The following is a 15978-nucleotide window of genomic DNA, read 5'->3' on the forward strand; positions in this document are numbered from 1 at the left end:
GACGGTTCGAAAGCAGTTGTTCTAACCTGAAAAGGTGTGGTCTGACAGCGATTGGTCCAATCAATTCCAAATTTTCCAAGCAGCTTCTGCTTGGAGGTGTAGCATTTCTAGTCCATTTTTTACTACGGCGCCTCTTGCTTCAAGAGACCTCATGAGAAAAGTTTTTTCTGGATTATATACCAAGTCGTATACTTTATGCTCTCCTGTGATCAACTCCACATTGATATCAGCCATAGCTTCGGTATTAGGGTATGTACCTAGGGGTGTGGTATTGATGATGAGGTGATGCGTACTCAAAATGCTTTCGTCTTGATATAAATCCTCATAAGTAATCCAATCCCCTTGGTTACTTTGGTTTCTAGAAACCATAAGATAGGGAATCTGGAGATCTTTGAGCGCTTGGACTACAGCCTTGGAAGCACCTCCTGTGCCAAGCACAAGTGCTTTTGGTCGCAATCGACCTAGCCAGAGGTCTAAAGAATCTTTGAATCCTATATAGTCCGTATTGTATCCTGTTAGTTTTCCTTGATTTATTTTGATACAATTGACTGCACCAATTTGCTCACAGGCAGGATCTAAATCATCTAAAAAAGTGATTACTTTTTCCTTGTAGGGAATCGTAACGCTAAGTCCTTCTAAGGAAGGATTTTGATTGAGAATTTGTGGAAATAGGTCTATAGACTCGATCTCATACAGGTCGAATTGGCAATCTGCTAATCCTTCTTTTGCGAATTTTTCTGTGAAATACTTTTTCGAAAAAGAATGTGTGAGCGGGTATCCTATTAGTCCAAATTTTCTCATTATTTTTTGAAGTAATTTGCAATCCTTTCTATACCTAGCACAAGGATAATTCCGAATGCAAATGCAAGTATCGCTTGCAAAAATAGCGAATCTTGGCCAGTTTGAGCAAGATATTCTTGAGGAAGTATGTTTTCAGTTATTAGAGGTTTTTGTACTCCAGAAGAAGAAACTCTATAGCTGAGTACGATTTTCCATGGCCAAAGTTTGTTAATAGAGCCTAGCATAAAGCCAGACAGTACGGCAATTGTTATGGCATGGTGCTTCTTGAGTAGCCAAGATATAAGCCTGCTAAAAGCCAATAATCCAGTAATACAGCCCGCTGCAAATATCATGATCACTGAGAAATTTCTCTCTGATACCGCTGCAAGAATGCTTTCATATTGTCCAAGCATAAGCAGGAGAAAGCTTCCCGATACTCCCGGTAATATCATGGCACATATGGCAATGGCTCCTGCCAGAAAAGTGAACCAAATCCCGTCAGGAGAATTGACTGCGGGCATGTTGGTGAAAAAATATGCGGCTACTATTCCTGCAAGCAATGCTATTACTACTCCTATTGACCATTTTTTGATGTCTCTTAAGATGATAATAGCCGATATAATGATAAGCCCACAGAAAAAAGACCACACAGGTATAGGATATTCTTCAATAAGGAATGTGATGATTTTAGAAAGTGCAAATACACTTGTGAGAATTCCTACGAGAAGAGCAAGAAGAAAGCCTCCATTGACATGTTTCCACAAACCTTTAAAATCAAATTTGGTAAGCAGGGAAAGTGCGGTTTTATCAAAAGATTTTATGCTATCAAGAAGCTCTTCATAAATGCCTGTGATAAGGGCTATAGAGCCGCCAGATACACCTGGGACGATGTCTGCTGCTCCCATGGCCATACCTTTGAGGTACGTAAGGAGATAATCTTTGAATCTAATCATGTGGGGAAAACGAAATGGACTGCCAGAATATATGCTAGCAGTCCAGAATATTTAAATTTTGATCTCACCGATAAAGTGATCGAAAGTATCTCCTCTGAGTCCAAGTCTGATTGTTTCCAATGGAATCAGTTCGGCTGGAGCTATATTTCCTAAATTTACATTGGCGCCAAGAAGCTTAACAAACCAAACCTGCTGTTCTTTTTGTGGTGCCTCCCAAAGTATTCTCTCTTCTGGGATTTTGGTAAGAATCTCTTCTACAAGCCCTTGACGTACTTCTCCAGAGTCTCTGAACAACCCCACTGTCCCACCTTCTCGAGCTTCTCCGATTACTTTCCAAGAACCAGCTTGCAGTTCTTTTTCCATCTGCTCTATCCACTTGTAAGGAGGAATGATTTTGGCAGCATCTTTTGATCCTACCTCTGAGAGTACAGTTACATCTTTGGCTAGGGTTTCGATGAATTCACACTTTTTGTCGTGATTCATACTGATCGAACCATCCGATACTTCAGCAAATCTTAGATCATACTTTTCTAAGACTTTTCTATAATCATCAAACTGATCTCTAACCACAAATGCTTCAAACAAAGTGCCGCCAAGATAGACAGGCACGCCAGCGTCGTGGTACAGGCTTATTTTTTCTGCCAAATTTTTTGTCAGATATGATGTTGCCCATCCTAGTTTTACAATGTCAACAAAATCTGAATTATTATCTAAAAAATTCTCTACTTCTCTAATGCTTAGGCCTTTGTCCATGACCATGGTGAATCCTGATGTACGAGGTTTTTCTGTTCGTACAGGGATGTTATTTAAAACATAATTCATTTGCCGGGTTTTTATTACTGGTAAATAGTTGGTAATAAAGAAAAGCCCTATTAGCCTTCCTTAAATTGAGAAATAATCTTTGCGATTGCCTTTTGGTGCTTTACCTCTGGCATCAACTCATACAATAAGATATGCTTATCAAAGTCCAAAGTTAATGCATTTTCTAAATATGTAAAGGCTTCTTTGTATTTACCTGATTTGATCAGATAAACTACAAGCCTGTAATAAAGCTCTGCGTTTTCTGGTTCTTCCTCTATACCTTCTTTGAGCACATCCTCAGCTTCTTCAAATCGATTTTGTTCAAAGTAGATAATGGACAGGTTGATATAGGTATCGGTGATTCCTGATTCTAGGTTGATCGCTTCTTCATATGCCTCCGAGCTGGCAAGTAGATTCCCCAAATGATACTCGGCATCGGCTAGACCAACCCAGTAATTGGGATTTGACTTAACGATATTGATAGCTTTTTTGAAGTAATGTACTGCTTCAAAATACTTTTCTTTTTTGAGCATACACATGCCGAGCCCAAACCAAGCATCTTCATATTCGGGGTCTAATTTTGCTGATTTTTTGAAATACTTAAAAGCTTGATCTATTTGTTCTAACTTTTCATAAGCTGCTCCTAGATAACAACAATTTTCGGCATTAGCTCCCTCACTACTTATGGTATTCTGATAAGCCTCAAGTGCAAGCTCATACTGCTCTGTATTCATATAGGCATTGCCTAGGTTGAAATAGGCAGATGCGAAAGTGTCGTCAATGATCAAAGCGTAATCATAGGCTTTGATAGCTTCTTCATATTTTTCAAGCCTATTGTACACCACTCCCAGGTTGTACCACGCTCCTGCTGAATAGGGATCACGGTCTATGAACTCCTGATAGAATTCCAAGATTTCATTGAATGAGCCCTCTTCTTCGGTAAGCATAGCAAGTTGGAAAAGAGCATCCTCATGAGTAATCCTGCTTTTGACGCATTCTTTGAAATAGTACAAGGCATTTTCTTTGTCATTCAATGTGCGATGGAATGTGCCTAAGCAATAATAAACCTCGGCTTTATCCTCTGCCAAAGGAAGAAAATTTTCTAAAATCACAATTGCTTCTTTGGCATTGCCTGTTAGCATCATGGCATTGGTTAGCGCCAAGATCACATCTTCATTGTTTGGAGAAATGTTGTTCAGATTTTCTAACATTTCTAGGCCTTCATCTACCTCATCGCCCATGATCATGCACTGTGCTTTGAGTAGCTTGAGCTCTAGGCTAAAAGGAAAGCTTTCCAACGCATAATCCGTTGCCTTACGTGCCTTCTCAAACTTGTGATTTTCAAAGTAGAAATGAATAATGTCCTCTAACTCCTCTTCGTCAAAGAAAAGATTAAGATTTTCTTTCAGGGAGTTTTCAAATCGTTTTACTAGCTCTTTGCTTTTTTTCCAATCGTTTTCAAAATCTCCTGTCATCTGCTTCAGTTTTTATTCAATGTATAATATACCAAAAATATAAATCTTAACCCCCGTTGACTATGATTTTTTTGCAATCAAGTATGGCTAAAGGTGTGGATAATAAGTATTCGTGATTTTTGGGTTTGATTAGTAATCTTGGGCTGGACGTGATCCATTTACGATGTATATGATCTTAAGTTACTTTCAATGGTTTGATTGCCGTTGAATTTTACTGTTCTACTTTAGTTGACCAAGACAAAGTTTCTTCCAATTTACGGAATTGGAGCTGTATTCCTTGGAGTAATTTGTGATTTACATGTTTTACTTTTCTTTGTGCCAACATAGCCGTCTGAGAATTGAGAGGAATTTTTCGGACACCTAATGCTTTGAAGATCTTTGTGAAAAACAGAAGAACCTTGAGACTAGTTGGGTTTATAGCTTTATATGGAGCTTTTTTACCTGTGGCATTTGCTACTTTTTCGAAGAAGTCTTTGTATGAAATGGCGTCAGCACTGACGATGTATTGTTCCCCCCATTTGTTAGCTTTGAAAAGCAAATATACTGCCTCAGAAAGGTCTCTGACGTCAACATAATTAACTGTGCCTTCAGGATAGTATTTGTTTTCTTGAATTACGTATTGATAAATTTGAGCACTGCTTCTTTTATCGGTGATTTTTCCTAGCACCAATGAAGGGTATACCATCAAGATATCTAAACCTTCCTGTGCTGCTCTCCATACCTCTAAGTCAGCTTGATACTTAGAAATGGCATAAGGTGTGTTTAGCGGAGATTCTACCCATTTGTGATTTTCATCTATGATTTCTATTTCTGGAGACCTTCCAAGGGCAGCGACAGAACTGATTTGAATCAGTTTTTTGATCCCTTTTTCAAGCATTGCATTGACAAGATTTGAGGTGCCTTCCACATTTGTTTTTACTAGAAGGTCTGCATCTTTGCTTTCGTAAGATACCAGTGCAGCTGCATGTATAACCAGATCGATTCCTTCCAAAGCAGCTTCTATGGCTTGATAGTCCCTGATATCTGCTTCAAGCCAAGTGATTGGGTATTTATCTAGTCCACTAATTATGCTTTCAGGTCTTTTTGTAGCAAAGATTTCTCCTTGATCCTTAAATTTCTCGATCAGGTATCTTCCAACTAAACCTGTTGCACCAGTTATCAATATTTTCATAGGGTGACATTCAATAGGTCCAAGGACTGAAGTTTTTGATAATATTTGCTTGATGATAAAGTATCAAGTGTATCAAGATAGCGCATGTTGTGACAATCTGTCCCCAAGAGTTTAACTTTCCCTTCGTCTATCAACTTTTCGCCAAATTGCTTTACTTCCTTCGAGTAAAATCCAGTAAGTGAAAGTAAGTTCAATTGAAAATATACTCCCCTCTCTATGAGTTCATTTTGAAGGTTACGGTCAGCCATGAGGTACTGGTACCTTTCTGGATGAGCAAGTATGGGTTGATATCCTTTCATTTCCAACTCGAACAAGGCGTCGATTAGCAATGCTGGTTTATTGATAAAGCTTGTTTCTACTAAGATCAGGTTATCTTTGATAGTCAAAAAGGATCCACCTTTTTTTATATTTTCATAGAATATCTCATCAATGTAATATTCAGCGGCGGCTTGTATTTCTATGTCAATACCTTCATTTTGAACTGCTTTTTGAAGCCTAGAAAGTCCGTCTCCGATTATTTTCGGATCATTTTTGTAAAACTCAAACATGATATGAGGAGTCGTGATGAGCTTTCTAAGGCCATAACTATGCAGTTTTTTGATCAAAGCGATACTTTGCTCCATAGTTTTGGCACCATCATCTATTCCTGGGATGAGGTGGGAGTGCATGTCTGCTTGAAGCCATGATAGGTCAAGGCTTTGTTGATTTTTGGATTTATTTTTGAAACCTATGAAATCTAATATTCCCATGATAAACCTCCAGTTTTTTGATCAAATTCATCAAAAGTTGGCCAATTCTCATCCTTTTCAGATATGATTGGTGCATCAATCTTCCAATCTAATTTTAAGCCTGGATCCGACCAAAGTATTCCACCTTCGCTTTCTTTGTGATAGTATGCCGAACATTTGTATGAGAATACGGCATCTTCCAATACGGAAAAACCATGCGCAAATCCTTCTGGAATATAGAACATATTGTGAAGCTTACTATCTAGTATTACCGAATAGCTCTTCCCATAAGTTGATGAGCCTTTTCTCAAATCCACGGCCACATCGAGGACTTTTCCTTGGATCACCCGCACCAATTTTGCTTGGGCATGAGCACCAGTTTGATAATGTAGGCCTCTTACAGTTCCTTTGTTTGAGAAGGATTGGTTTTCCTGAACCCAGATTTTGTCTACACCTGCATCAGCCAACTTGTCCATGCGGAACGATTCAAAAAAATAGCCACGACTGTCTTCAAAAACTGTGGGCTTCAATTCTAACAAACCTTCTATCGGAGTCTCGGTGATTTTCATATTATAGTATAATAATGTGCTTTGATTGGGTGTTGGTATGAATAGTTAACCATACCACTTCGAATAAGATTCAAATATAACAGTATTTCGACCGAGGTTGATAACTTTGTATGAGATTCCATAATGGAACTAATAATAGACACAAACCCTTCTATACTTACTAGAATCACTAAATTATATATGAGCAAATATTCAAGAAAACTTCAAAAATTGCACGATACAGCGCCCAAGCAAGATACAGCCGTATTGGTAGCACTGATTCGTCAAGGTCAGTCAGACCATCAAGTAGCTGAATATTTGGATGAACTGGCGTTTTTGACGGAGACAATGGGGGCCAAGACGGTATATAAATTTACCCAAAGGTTGGAAAAACCAGATGTAAGGACTTTTGTCGGTTCAGGAAAGTTAGAGGAGATTCAAGCTTACATAGAGCACTTTGAGGTAGATATGGTGATCTTTGACGATGATCTTTCACCTTCCCAAATGCGAAATTTGGAAAATGAACTTAAAGTAAAAGTATATGATCGCTCCTTACTTATTTTGGACATTTTCTTACAAAGGGCACAAACTGCCCAAGCAAAGACACAAGTAGAGTTAGCAAGGTTTCAGTATTTGCTTCCTCGATTGACCAGGATGTGGACTCACTTGGAAAGGCAGCGAGGAGGAACCACTACCAGGGGTGGATCAGGTGAAAAGGAAATCGAAACTGATAAGCGAGATATTCGAAATAGGATTTCTCTTCTCAAAGAGAAGCTTAGAGAAATAGAAAAGCAAGGCGTCACTCAAAGAAAAAGTAGGAAAGGAATTGTCAGGGTTTCATTGGTGGGCTATACCAATGTGGGTAAGAGTACCTTAATGAACCTAATTACCAAGACAGACATCCTGGCAGAAAACAAGCTATTTGCTACAGTTGACTCTACAGTAAGGAAGGTGGTGTTGGAGAATGTACCATTTCTTCTTTCTGACACGGTAGGATTTATCCGCAAATTGCCTACTCATTTGATAGAGTCGTTCAAGTCCACGCTAGATGAAATCAGAGAGTCAGATTTATTAATCCATGTGGTGGATACCAGTCACCCAGGCTTTGAGGATCATATCGCTGTAGTCAATCAGACGCTGAATGAGATCGGTGCCAGTGACAAGCCTACACTTCTTGTGTTCAACAAGATTGATCTAGTTGATCAAATGCCAACTGAGGAAGAACAAATGCAGATGTCGGCGATAGAGCTTGAGGAACGCAATTATTTGGACTTTGAAAAACTGGCTCAAGCCTACAAAAAGAAGACAGGAATCAATCCTGTTTTCATGGCAGCTGAATTGGGAACCAATGTAGAGGAGTTTAGAGAAGTTCTCACAGCTGAGGTAAGGAAGGAGCACAAAAAAATGTATCCTCATTACCTCGAAGATGAGACGATTGATTTTTCAGATTTAGAAGAGGAGGGTTGACCTCCTCTTTTTTTTGCCAAAATGTTGAGTGCTGATAGTACTTCTCAAGGTAATCAGGTATAAGTAGATGTGTGTGTTTTTTATGGACAAGATTTAATTTCAAATTATATTTGTTTTTAGGTGACATAAACAAAATAATATATTGCTGAATGTAATTTTGTAACTTATGTTCTGTTTTCATTTTCATATTTTTAAAATGAGTAGTAAAAACATATCTTGAATTAACGAAATGATAGATAAAATCATTAAAAAATAAATTATCTGTAAAAATCATTCATTTTTTTTACAGAAATTTTAATAAAAGGAATGTTTTATTACCTTTGAAATATCAAGCAAGCACAAAAGGTGTAAAAACTTGAAAAAACCACATATTGTAGGATGATGAAATTGGCAAACATGCCCTCCTGTCTCGGGGGTGGGGAGTCCAGGATAAAGCAAATATCGAGCTCGTGTTTTTGCCCAACTGCCCTTTGGAGGTTCGAATCCTTCTCCTACAGCCAAGATACCTGACATCAGGTCGGGATTAAATTGAAAAACTTAATACTGTAGGATGATGAAATTGGCAGACATGCCCTCCTGTCTCGGGGGTGGAGAATCCAGCATAAAGCAAACATCGAGCTCGTGTTTAGCCTAACTGCTCCGTGGAGGTTCGAATCCTTCTCCTACAGCTGGTTATTTTGGGTTTATTGTTAATTGACTAAAGCTGTGAAACTTTGTTTTGCGGCTTTTTTATTTTTATACCTTTTCAATTCACAGACCTCAAGCAAATTTTATAAAGTATATTGAATATGCAATTACTTATTGTGACATTTCCAATTTGACGCTAGGATCAAATTGGGGTTATGGAGAAGTTTAATTTCAATGAGGCACAAACTTTAAGCGATTTAATGCCTTTTTATTGATCAACCCAGCTCCCTGAATCACTTTGTACCGTAATCTAATTGTTTTAAGTTTCTCATTTGTATCAAAATCCAAGCTTGCCTGCTGTAAATGTAAGCTGTTGGTTTTGCAGGAGACCATCTTCTAGGATTTGGTAAGGTAGCGGCAATGAGTGCTGCTTCTTGACGAGAAAGTTGGGCAGCGGATTTTTTGAAATAATGTTGTGATGCAGCTTCTACTCCATAGATACCTTCTCCCATTTCGATCACATTGAGATATACTTCCATGATTCTTTCCTTCCCCCAAATGAATTCAATCAATACAGTGAAATATGCTTCAAGTCCTTTCCTGATCAAGTTTCTACCTGGCCAAAGGAAAACATTCTTTGATGTCTGCTGAGAAATAGTACTTGCACCTTTGACCCTCTTTCCTTTTTTATTGTTTTCCCAGGCCTTCTTCATAGCCTCGGTATCAAACCCACTGTGATCCATGAATTTTTGATCTTCTGCTGCATATACAGCTTGGGGCATATGTCTTGAAATATTAGACATGGAAACCCAGTCCTTTTTTAGTCTTACCTCTTTCTCTTTATCGACCGCTTGCTCGCCTACTCGGATTAGCATCAATGGTGTCACTGGCACTGGCACAAATTTATAAAACACAGTTAGCCCAATGGTAATGATAAAAAACCACATAAAGCACTTGGCAATAAATCGAATGATGCGCTTGAAGATTTTCATAGTACTAGACAAATGCGGTTGCTTGAATAAAGTTATAATAAAATATGGCGTTTTCTTGATGCTTCAAGTTTTCCATTTCTTTGCTGATTGTTGTGACCATATCAGGCGAAATCAATCCCTCTTCTAGAAGAGCAGGTGCACCACTTTTCATCAATGATGTCCAGTAATCAAACACCGCTAGTCGATCACTCGGAGTACGACTATCCAAATGAAAGCCACCTGACCTTAGGGAGATATCTTTGTAACCAGATTTCTCCAAAAGGTGACCCAATTTAGCCCCTACATCTGGATCCCCACCTATACTTCTTTGATAACTATTGTAGATATCCCAATATTTCATAACCGTCGGAGCATGAGGGTAGGTATAAAATGAGGCATTGAATACCTCTGTGATTACAACCTTTGCCCCTTCTTTTAGATATGGCTTCATGCTTTGGAGCACTTTTTCGGGCTCGGAAATATGCTCCAATACCCAGCAAATAAAAGCAGCATCGTAATGATCATTCAGTTGAAGTTGTTGGGCATCTTGTTGGATAAATTGGACTTTGGGAAAATCATGGCCTAGTGCCTGCATGTTATGCCTAGCTTTGGCTATTTGTTTGGGCTCATACTCCACCCCTGTGATTTGCAAATGAGGAAATCTTTCCAGTAAAATCTCCGTCTGAGCACCTACACCGCTTCCGATTTCCAAAATCTTTTGATTATTTGAAAAATCTATGAAATCATAGATCGGCTTTTCTATCACTTTGGCTTGATAACGAAGGCGTTCTTGCTCATCGTCTTGATATCCATGGATGTATTTGGGAGTAGTGCTGCTCATATTATTTTTGCTTGGTAAGTCTGTGCATTCGCAAAAATAGCTTTATTGGTTCTGAATCTCAAAAACTCTATGTAAAGACACTTTATTGGAATCTTTACACACATATAAACTTCGTTATTTTTGAATCATTACATAAGTTTTAATGAAAGAAGTTTTATTCAAATCCATTTTAGGGGAAATTTTGTACCTTTATGCCTTTTAAAACATAGCAGAATGAGTTTAGTAAAAATTGGAAGCTTCGAAGCATTTGAAAAGTTTATTGGCCAAGACTTGGGGACTTCAGAATATCACCAAATCACACAAGAGCAGATCAACTTATTTGCCACGGCTACTTTAGATCATCAATGGATTCACACTAATCCCGAAAAAGCCAAAGCTGAAGGTGCATTTGGAGATACTATAGCCCATGGCTATCTGACTTTATCTCTTGTGCCCTATCTGTGGGGACAGATCGTCGAAGTCCATAACCTAAAGATGATGATCAATTACGGCATAGAGAGCCTTAGGTTTGCGCAGCCTGTATTGGTAAATAATGAAGTAAGGCTCAATGCCAACCTGAAGTCTGTAGTAAACTTGCGAGGTACAGTAAAGGCCGAAGTCAATGTCAAGCTTGAAATCAAAGGTCAAAAAAAACCTGCATTTTCAGGTGTATTGGTTTTCTTATATCATTTTCATTAATCCTTGAGCACCATCTCTGACATGATTTTGGCAGAGAGCAAGCAAAGTGGAATGCCTCCTCCAGGATGTACGCTTCCTCCACAGAAATATAAGTTTTTGATGTTTGAAGAAAAGTTAGCATGTCTAAGAAATGCAGCATACTTATTATTCGAGCTATTTCCATATAAGGAACCTTGAGCTGATGATGTCTTGAGCTCTATTGTTCTTGGATCTAAAACTTCTTCTACCTCAATCAAAGGCTCGATATCAGTGTTCAATACCCGATTGATTTTATGGATGATGTTTTGCCTAGCTTCTTGGATCAAAACATCCCAGTGCTGACCTTGGTTATTGGGTACATTGATCATGGTGAACCAGTTCATCCCCCCTTCTGGGGCATCATCTTGTTTGTTAACTGAGGTGATGTTGATATAAACCGTAGGATCTTTGTAAATGGTTTTTTGATTGAAAATATGTTCAAACTCCTTCTGGTAAGCATCACTGAATAAGATATTGTGAAGCTCTAATTCAGGGAAATGTTTCTTTATTCCCCAATAGAAAATCAAAGCTGAGCTTGATTTGGGCTGATTGAGTAATTTTGTAGGCTGGTATTGGTTTTTGAGGATTGTTTTATAGGCATTTACCATGTCCATATTGTTGATAATGATGTCAGCATGGTGCTCTTTTTTATTGATGGCGACGCCGTAAGCCTTTTTTTCTTTGACTAGAATTTCAGTGATTTTTTGCCCGAAACTATACTTTACTCCTATTCCTATTGATAATTTATACAAGCTTTGGGTGATGTCGTGCATTCCTTTTTCTGGGAAAAATGCCCCAATGTTGAATTCCAAGTGGGGAATGATGTTCAATGTGGCAGGTGTCTGATAAGGGTCAGAGCCATTATAGGTAGCGTAGCGATTGAATAGTTGTACGGTTTTTTCTTTTTCGAATAATCTTTCGTTCGCAGCATTCATGGTGTCAAAAATCCCTAGCTTTCCCATTTTGAAATAGGTTCTGAGCGCATGCGGATTCATCCAAGTGTTCCACTTGTGTAGTGATCTATGCATAAAAAGTGGTGAGAGGTGCTCATAGATGTAGGCTGCGCTTTGTAGTGCTTTACGGATATTGGCCACAGGCTCACCGATTTTGGTATACATTTCTTCCGAAAACTTCTCAATGTCCCCAAAAGCGCTAACTCGTTGACCATTTTCCCAAAAATACTGGCAGGTGATAGCTAGTTTCTTATATTTGAAATGATCACTAGCATCCTGACCAGCTATTGCAAAGAGCTCTTCAACTTGCTCTGGTAAGGTAAATAGGGACGGTCCAGCATCAAAACGGTAGGCTCCAAGCCTGATTTCAGACAGTTTACCCCCCGGATAGGAATTCGCTTCAAATACTTCTACCTCATACCCCGCGACTGCCATTCTTATCGATGCTGCTATTCCAGCGATACCTGAACCTATTACGATTACTTTTTTTTTCATGCGCTTCTTTAACTAATCAGTTTCAAGATAGTTTTGTTTACTTGAAAATGTTTAAATCTCATTGCAAAAAAATTCTAGTACCCAGAAAGAATTCAGTAACCAAAAAAATCGGGCATAGACAATTTTTTTCAGCTATGGATAGGTGGTATATAGTGTTTCAAGTATTTCATATAGACCGAGGTAGCGATTAAGACCGGTTAAAACCCCCTTACTTTTACATTCATTTTGCCAGTAGATCTCAAATATATCCTGATGTCTTCTTCTGTGCAGTAAATACCCTCCACATCTAGTTGGGGATTGATAAGGGAAAAGTCAGCGAATTCAGTTCGCAGTTGGCTTTGAAGCCTTAGCTCCCTACGTGCTTCATTGAGGTAATCACCGATTGGGTAGCTTGCCATTTTTTTTATTTGATTCAGAACCTGACCCTGCTTCATCCATGTGGCACTTCTAGCAAGGATATTTTTTGTCTGGATATCAAACGCTATTTCGTCAAAACGGATCGACTCAGTTTCACTATCAAATGTGGGTTTGCCCACAAGGTACATTTCTCCATTGATTTCTTTACGATTTCTACGAACAGCTATGAAATCCATGTGGAGTAAAATTCGATCCCCATAACTTTGAGAAGAGATATTTGAAACTTCGAGTACGGTATTTTTATCCGTCCTGAATCTTTGACCTTCAAAATTTTCGATAAGATACTGATCTAGCTCATCATAACTGATGGCTAATGGGACCATGATGTCTATTTTATTTTCCTTATTTTCATTAGGTTGAAGGTTTGGAAGTGGCTTTTTTGTGATCACTGGAGCGCTTCCAACTTGAGAAAATACCTCACCTTCTATGCCTAGATAAAGCTTTAGTTTTTGATCTGAAGTGATTTCTTCAGTCACTTTTAGCTTGGTAGGTTGGGTATAAATAAAGGCCGAAACACCATCTTGCTGAAGCTCGATTGGTTTCGAGAAAGTTTCCCATGCATCAGTGGCTAGCGCTTTGAAATCAAACCTACTGATGCTGTTCAAATCCAGTTGATTATCCAACATTTTCTGTAGGTGTTTTCTGATGATTGGGTCTAGGTCTACTTCAAAGCCAAGCAGATTGTACTTCATTGACCTTCCATAGCCTTCGATGTTTATGTTTTGTAAGGAAAAATCCCAGTCCGAACCGATTTTTGGAATAAAACTTATCTCTGGAATAAGGTTTTCATTGAATGGGATAGCTGTATTCAGGTTTTGTCCAAAAATCCGCTTTTCAAATTTTAAATTCCCTATCATGTTCATCGGAAGTGCTAAAGACACTTTATTAGAGCCTTTTGCCTGTAGTCTGGCTGTACCTGTTTTGTTCACATCAATATCAGCCATAAAGCCTCCGCCTAAATCCATCCCTCTATCAGCAAATAGTGAAGTCGAAAGTGCTTCGTTGATTGATTTTTCAATTTGCGATAGCGGTATTTCTATAGGAATATTGATTTCGGAAGTTGCTTTTGGTAGCACTACTGGCTCCCCAACATATTTTGGCTTACTTGGATTGATGCTTTTACATCCCGAAAAAATGATCAACAGTATAAAGATCTTTAGCGTATTTTTCATAAATGAAGACTTGATTTCTTGCATGAGCATTTGGAATTCAAACATACAAAGGAACTATTTTAACGGAGAATTCCTTGAAATTGATGTAGTAAATAGCATTCTAATTGTTAATAAACCTTATGAACTGGAAAGTATTGAACAACCCCGCCCAAATAGAGGAGATCATTTCAGAAAGTGAAAGCACTCCTGTGATGATTTTTAAGCATTCAACAAGGTGCTCAATAAGTAGCATGGCTTTGGATAGGTTCAAGAGAAACTGGAAAGATGAAGATGCTAAAAAAGTAACGCCTTATTACCTGGATTTGATTGCCAATCGCGATATTTCAAATGCAATAGCTTCACAATTTGCAATTCAGCATGAGAGTCCGCAGGTGATTTTGATAAAAAGCGGTAAAGCATTTTTTGATCAAAGTCACATGGGAATCAGCTACTCAGCAATTATGGAAAAGGTTTAAGGTTTTTTGTTTTAAGATGAGACTTGTATTATCTCTATATACATCCGATTATTCTGGTGTCAAAACAGCTCCAATTCCATGAATCACACCTGTGATTGATAAGACATTGCTGTATTCTGGGGAGAAAGGTGCATTGTTGACTTCTTGAGAAGTTAAGTTAATCGTAAGCGTCTGACCAGCAATTAAAGTAGGCAATGTTCCATCTTCTCGAAAATCCTGGCTAAACGTACGGTTTGGCACAAGGTGGTATTGGAGCAAAGCTAGAAGCTCGTCAGAGGGTATTTGTGTTATGTTGCTTAAACCGCGTTCATCAAAATAAGCTTCAAAAGCCTCATCGCTTGGGGCAAATAAGGTCAAATTCTCTTCAAATCCACGGCTAAGTAGGTTAGTTAATCCAGCAACTTCTATAGCCTCCAGCAAAATATTGAAAGCGAATGCCTCATTTTGATTGTCTGAGGAGAGTCTTTCTATCATGTTTAAAGTTGGCGTATTGATGATATAATCTACTGTGTGAACGATTCCGTTATCAGCTTGTTGGTTAGAACCCGTTACTCTTGCAGCACCATTGATCCAAATCGAACCGTCAGGAGCGATGCTTGTGTATATAGGTGTTTCATTGAGGTTGGTAAGTGATCCTGATTCTATTACGTTGGCAGGGATGATTCCGTCGATGATGTGATTGTTTATAAAAATTTCCAATTCCTCCGAAGCTATGAATTCCTCTAAAGTAAATTCTAATTCATTCAAATATCTCGTAAAGGCGGCATTATTAGGCACAAATGCGGTAAACGGTCCCCCAAGTTGAAGTAATTCTGTAAGTTCAGCCGCATCAACTATAGCTAAGAATGTGGTAAAATTATTCCGCTGTGCAACATTTATAATGTTGTTGGAAGGCGGAAGTAGGGCTTGACTTATGCCATGAATTACACCATTGCGCGCTTCGATATCTGATCTAGTGACAGGTATGGAATCGTTTAAGACAAGGCCATCATTGTTTTTTCGAATATTGATAGGAGCATTCTCAAGAAAAGTTTCTAGTTCACCATCCTCTAGGATCGTACTCAAATTCCGTCCAGGACTCACATGGTATGAAAGCAAGGCAAAAAGATTTTCTAGAGGTATTGTCTCAAGACTATTGTAACCCAATATCCTCAATGAAGCTGCAAAAGCGGCATCATCTGGAGCAAATATGGTATATGGCCCCAAATCTGTCAAGTCTTCTCTTAGTCCTACCCTGTCAATCGCCTGTACAAAAGTAGTGTAGCCTTCGCGCTCAAGAGTTTCTATGAGAAAAAGCTCTTCCTCAGCAGGAAGGTCGTAGATGTTGCATGAAGATAATACCCCAGTATAAAAGACTGTAGAAAGAATAAATATAGTGAAGCTTCTATTCATCATATGGAAAAGATACCATGAAGGACTTGATAATTT

At 38.6% G+C, this 15978-nt stretch carries 15 protein-coding genes and 1 tRNA gene; 4 read left to right on the forward strand and 12 right to left on the reverse strand.

Translation table 11 applies throughout. The annotated features are described in order from the left end of the window. Window positions 1-60: 60 nt before the first annotated feature. From MM239_RS01065 to rfbC, 7 genes are all read right to left on the reverse strand, one after another. Window positions 61-801, reverse strand: coding sequence for a shikimate dehydrogenase family protein (locus tag MM239_RS01065; RefSeq protein WP_241345906.1), 741 nt, complete (start codon window positions 799-801; stop codon window positions 61-63). Then, the gene (locus MM239_RS01070; RefSeq protein ID WP_241345907.1) at window positions 801-1733 is read right to left on the reverse strand and encodes a DUF368 domain-containing protein; all 933 of its coding nucleotides are present in this window, start codon (window positions 1731-1733) and stop codon (window positions 801-803) included. Before MM239_RS01070 ends, MM239_RS01065 begins: the two co-directional genes overlap by 1 nt. A gap of 51 nt (window positions 1734-1784) precedes the next feature. Next, window positions 1785-2555, reverse strand: coding sequence for a phosphosulfolactate synthase (locus tag MM239_RS01075; protein ID WP_241345908.1), 771 nt, complete (start codon window positions 2553-2555; stop codon window positions 1785-1787). A 50-nt stretch (window positions 2556-2605) separates the two neighbouring features. Beyond that, on the reverse strand, window positions 2606-4009 hold the full coding sequence (locus MM239_RS01080) for a tetratricopeptide repeat protein (protein WP_241345909.1): 1404 nt from the start codon (window positions 4007-4009) through the stop codon (window positions 2606-2608). 211 nt (window positions 4010-4220) lie between these two features. After that, a complete protein-coding gene (locus tag MM239_RS01085; RefSeq protein ID WP_241345910.1) occupies window positions 4221-5180 on the reverse strand; it encodes an NAD-dependent epimerase/dehydratase family protein in 960 nt (319 codons plus the stop codon). Beyond that, entirely contained in the window at window positions 5177-5929 is a 753-nt protein-coding gene (locus tag MM239_RS01090) for a tyrosine-protein phosphatase (RefSeq protein WP_241345911.1), read from the reverse strand. Before MM239_RS01090 ends, MM239_RS01085 begins: the two co-directional genes overlap by 4 nt. Beyond that, window positions 5917-6477, reverse strand: coding sequence for a dTDP-4-dehydrorhamnose 3,5-epimerase (gene rfbC, locus MM239_RS01095; protein WP_241345912.1), 561 nt, complete (start codon window positions 6475-6477; stop codon window positions 5917-5919). The genes MM239_RS01090 and rfbC overlap by 13 nt, the downstream gene beginning before the upstream one ends. Window positions 6478-6657: 180 nt before the next feature. Between rfbC and hflX the strand changes: the two genes are divergently transcribed. Continuing rightward, window positions 6658-7923: a GTPase HflX gene (gene hflX, locus MM239_RS01100; RefSeq protein WP_241345913.1), complete on the forward strand. Its 1266-nt coding sequence runs from the start codon at window positions 6658-6660 to the stop codon at window positions 7921-7923. Window positions 7924-8295: 372 nt separating this feature from the next. Next, a tRNA-Asp gene (locus tag MM239_RS01105) sits at window positions 8296-8423 on the forward strand. Between the two features lie 420 nt (window positions 8424-8843). Here the strand turns inward: MM239_RS01105 and mtgA are convergent. Next, window positions 8844-9542 carry a monofunctional biosynthetic peptidoglycan transglycosylase gene (gene mtgA / locus MM239_RS01110; protein WP_241345914.1) on the reverse strand — a complete coding sequence of 233 codons (699 nt, stop codon included), beginning with the start codon at window positions 9540-9542 and terminating at the stop codon, window positions 8844-8846. Between the two features lie 4 nt (window positions 9543-9546). Beyond that, window positions 9547-10362 (reverse strand): class I SAM-dependent methyltransferase, encoded by an 816-nt coding sequence (locus MM239_RS01115; protein WP_241345915.1) that lies wholly within the window; start codon window positions 10360-10362, stop codon window positions 9547-9549. Window positions 10363-10575: 213 nt separating this feature from the next. Between MM239_RS01115 and MM239_RS01120 the strand changes: the two genes are divergently transcribed. Beyond that, on the forward strand, window positions 10576-11040 hold the full coding sequence (locus MM239_RS01120; protein WP_241345916.1) for a MaoC family dehydratase: 465 nt from the start codon (window positions 10576-10578) through the stop codon (window positions 11038-11040). On the opposite strand, the gene crtD is transcribed toward MM239_RS01120, so the two are convergent. After that, complete coding sequence (gene crtD, locus MM239_RS01125; protein WP_241345917.1) at window positions 11037-12506, reverse strand: 1-hydroxycarotenoid 3,4-desaturase CrtD; 1470 nt, start codon at window positions 12504-12506, stop codon at window positions 11037-11039. The genes MM239_RS01120 and crtD overlap by 4 nt on opposite strands. Window positions 12507-12703: 197 nt before the next feature. After that, a complete protein-coding gene (locus tag MM239_RS01130) occupies window positions 12704-14140 on the reverse strand; it encodes a DUF4403 family protein (protein ID WP_241345918.1) in 1437 nt (478 codons plus the stop codon). 74 nt (window positions 14141-14214) lie between these two features. Here MM239_RS01130 and ytxJ point away from each other — a divergent pair, with 74 nt between their 5' ends. After that, a complete protein-coding gene (gene ytxJ, locus MM239_RS01135) occupies window positions 14215-14550 on the forward strand; it encodes a bacillithiol system redox-active protein YtxJ (RefSeq protein ID WP_241345919.1) in 336 nt (111 codons plus the stop codon). Window positions 14551-14598: 48 nt separating this feature from the next. On the opposite strand, the gene MM239_RS01140 is transcribed toward ytxJ, so the two are convergent. Beyond that, window positions 14599-15945, reverse strand: a complete 1347-nt coding sequence (locus MM239_RS01140; protein WP_241345920.1) for a fasciclin domain-containing protein — start codon at window positions 15943-15945, stop codon at window positions 14599-14601. Window positions 15946-15978: the final 33 nt, after the last annotated feature.

It is taken from the genome of Belliella filtrata (assembly GCF_022549775.1).
Taxonomy (GTDB): Bacteria; Bacteroidota; Bacteroidia; order Cytophagales; family Cyclobacteriaceae; genus Belliella; species Belliella filtrata.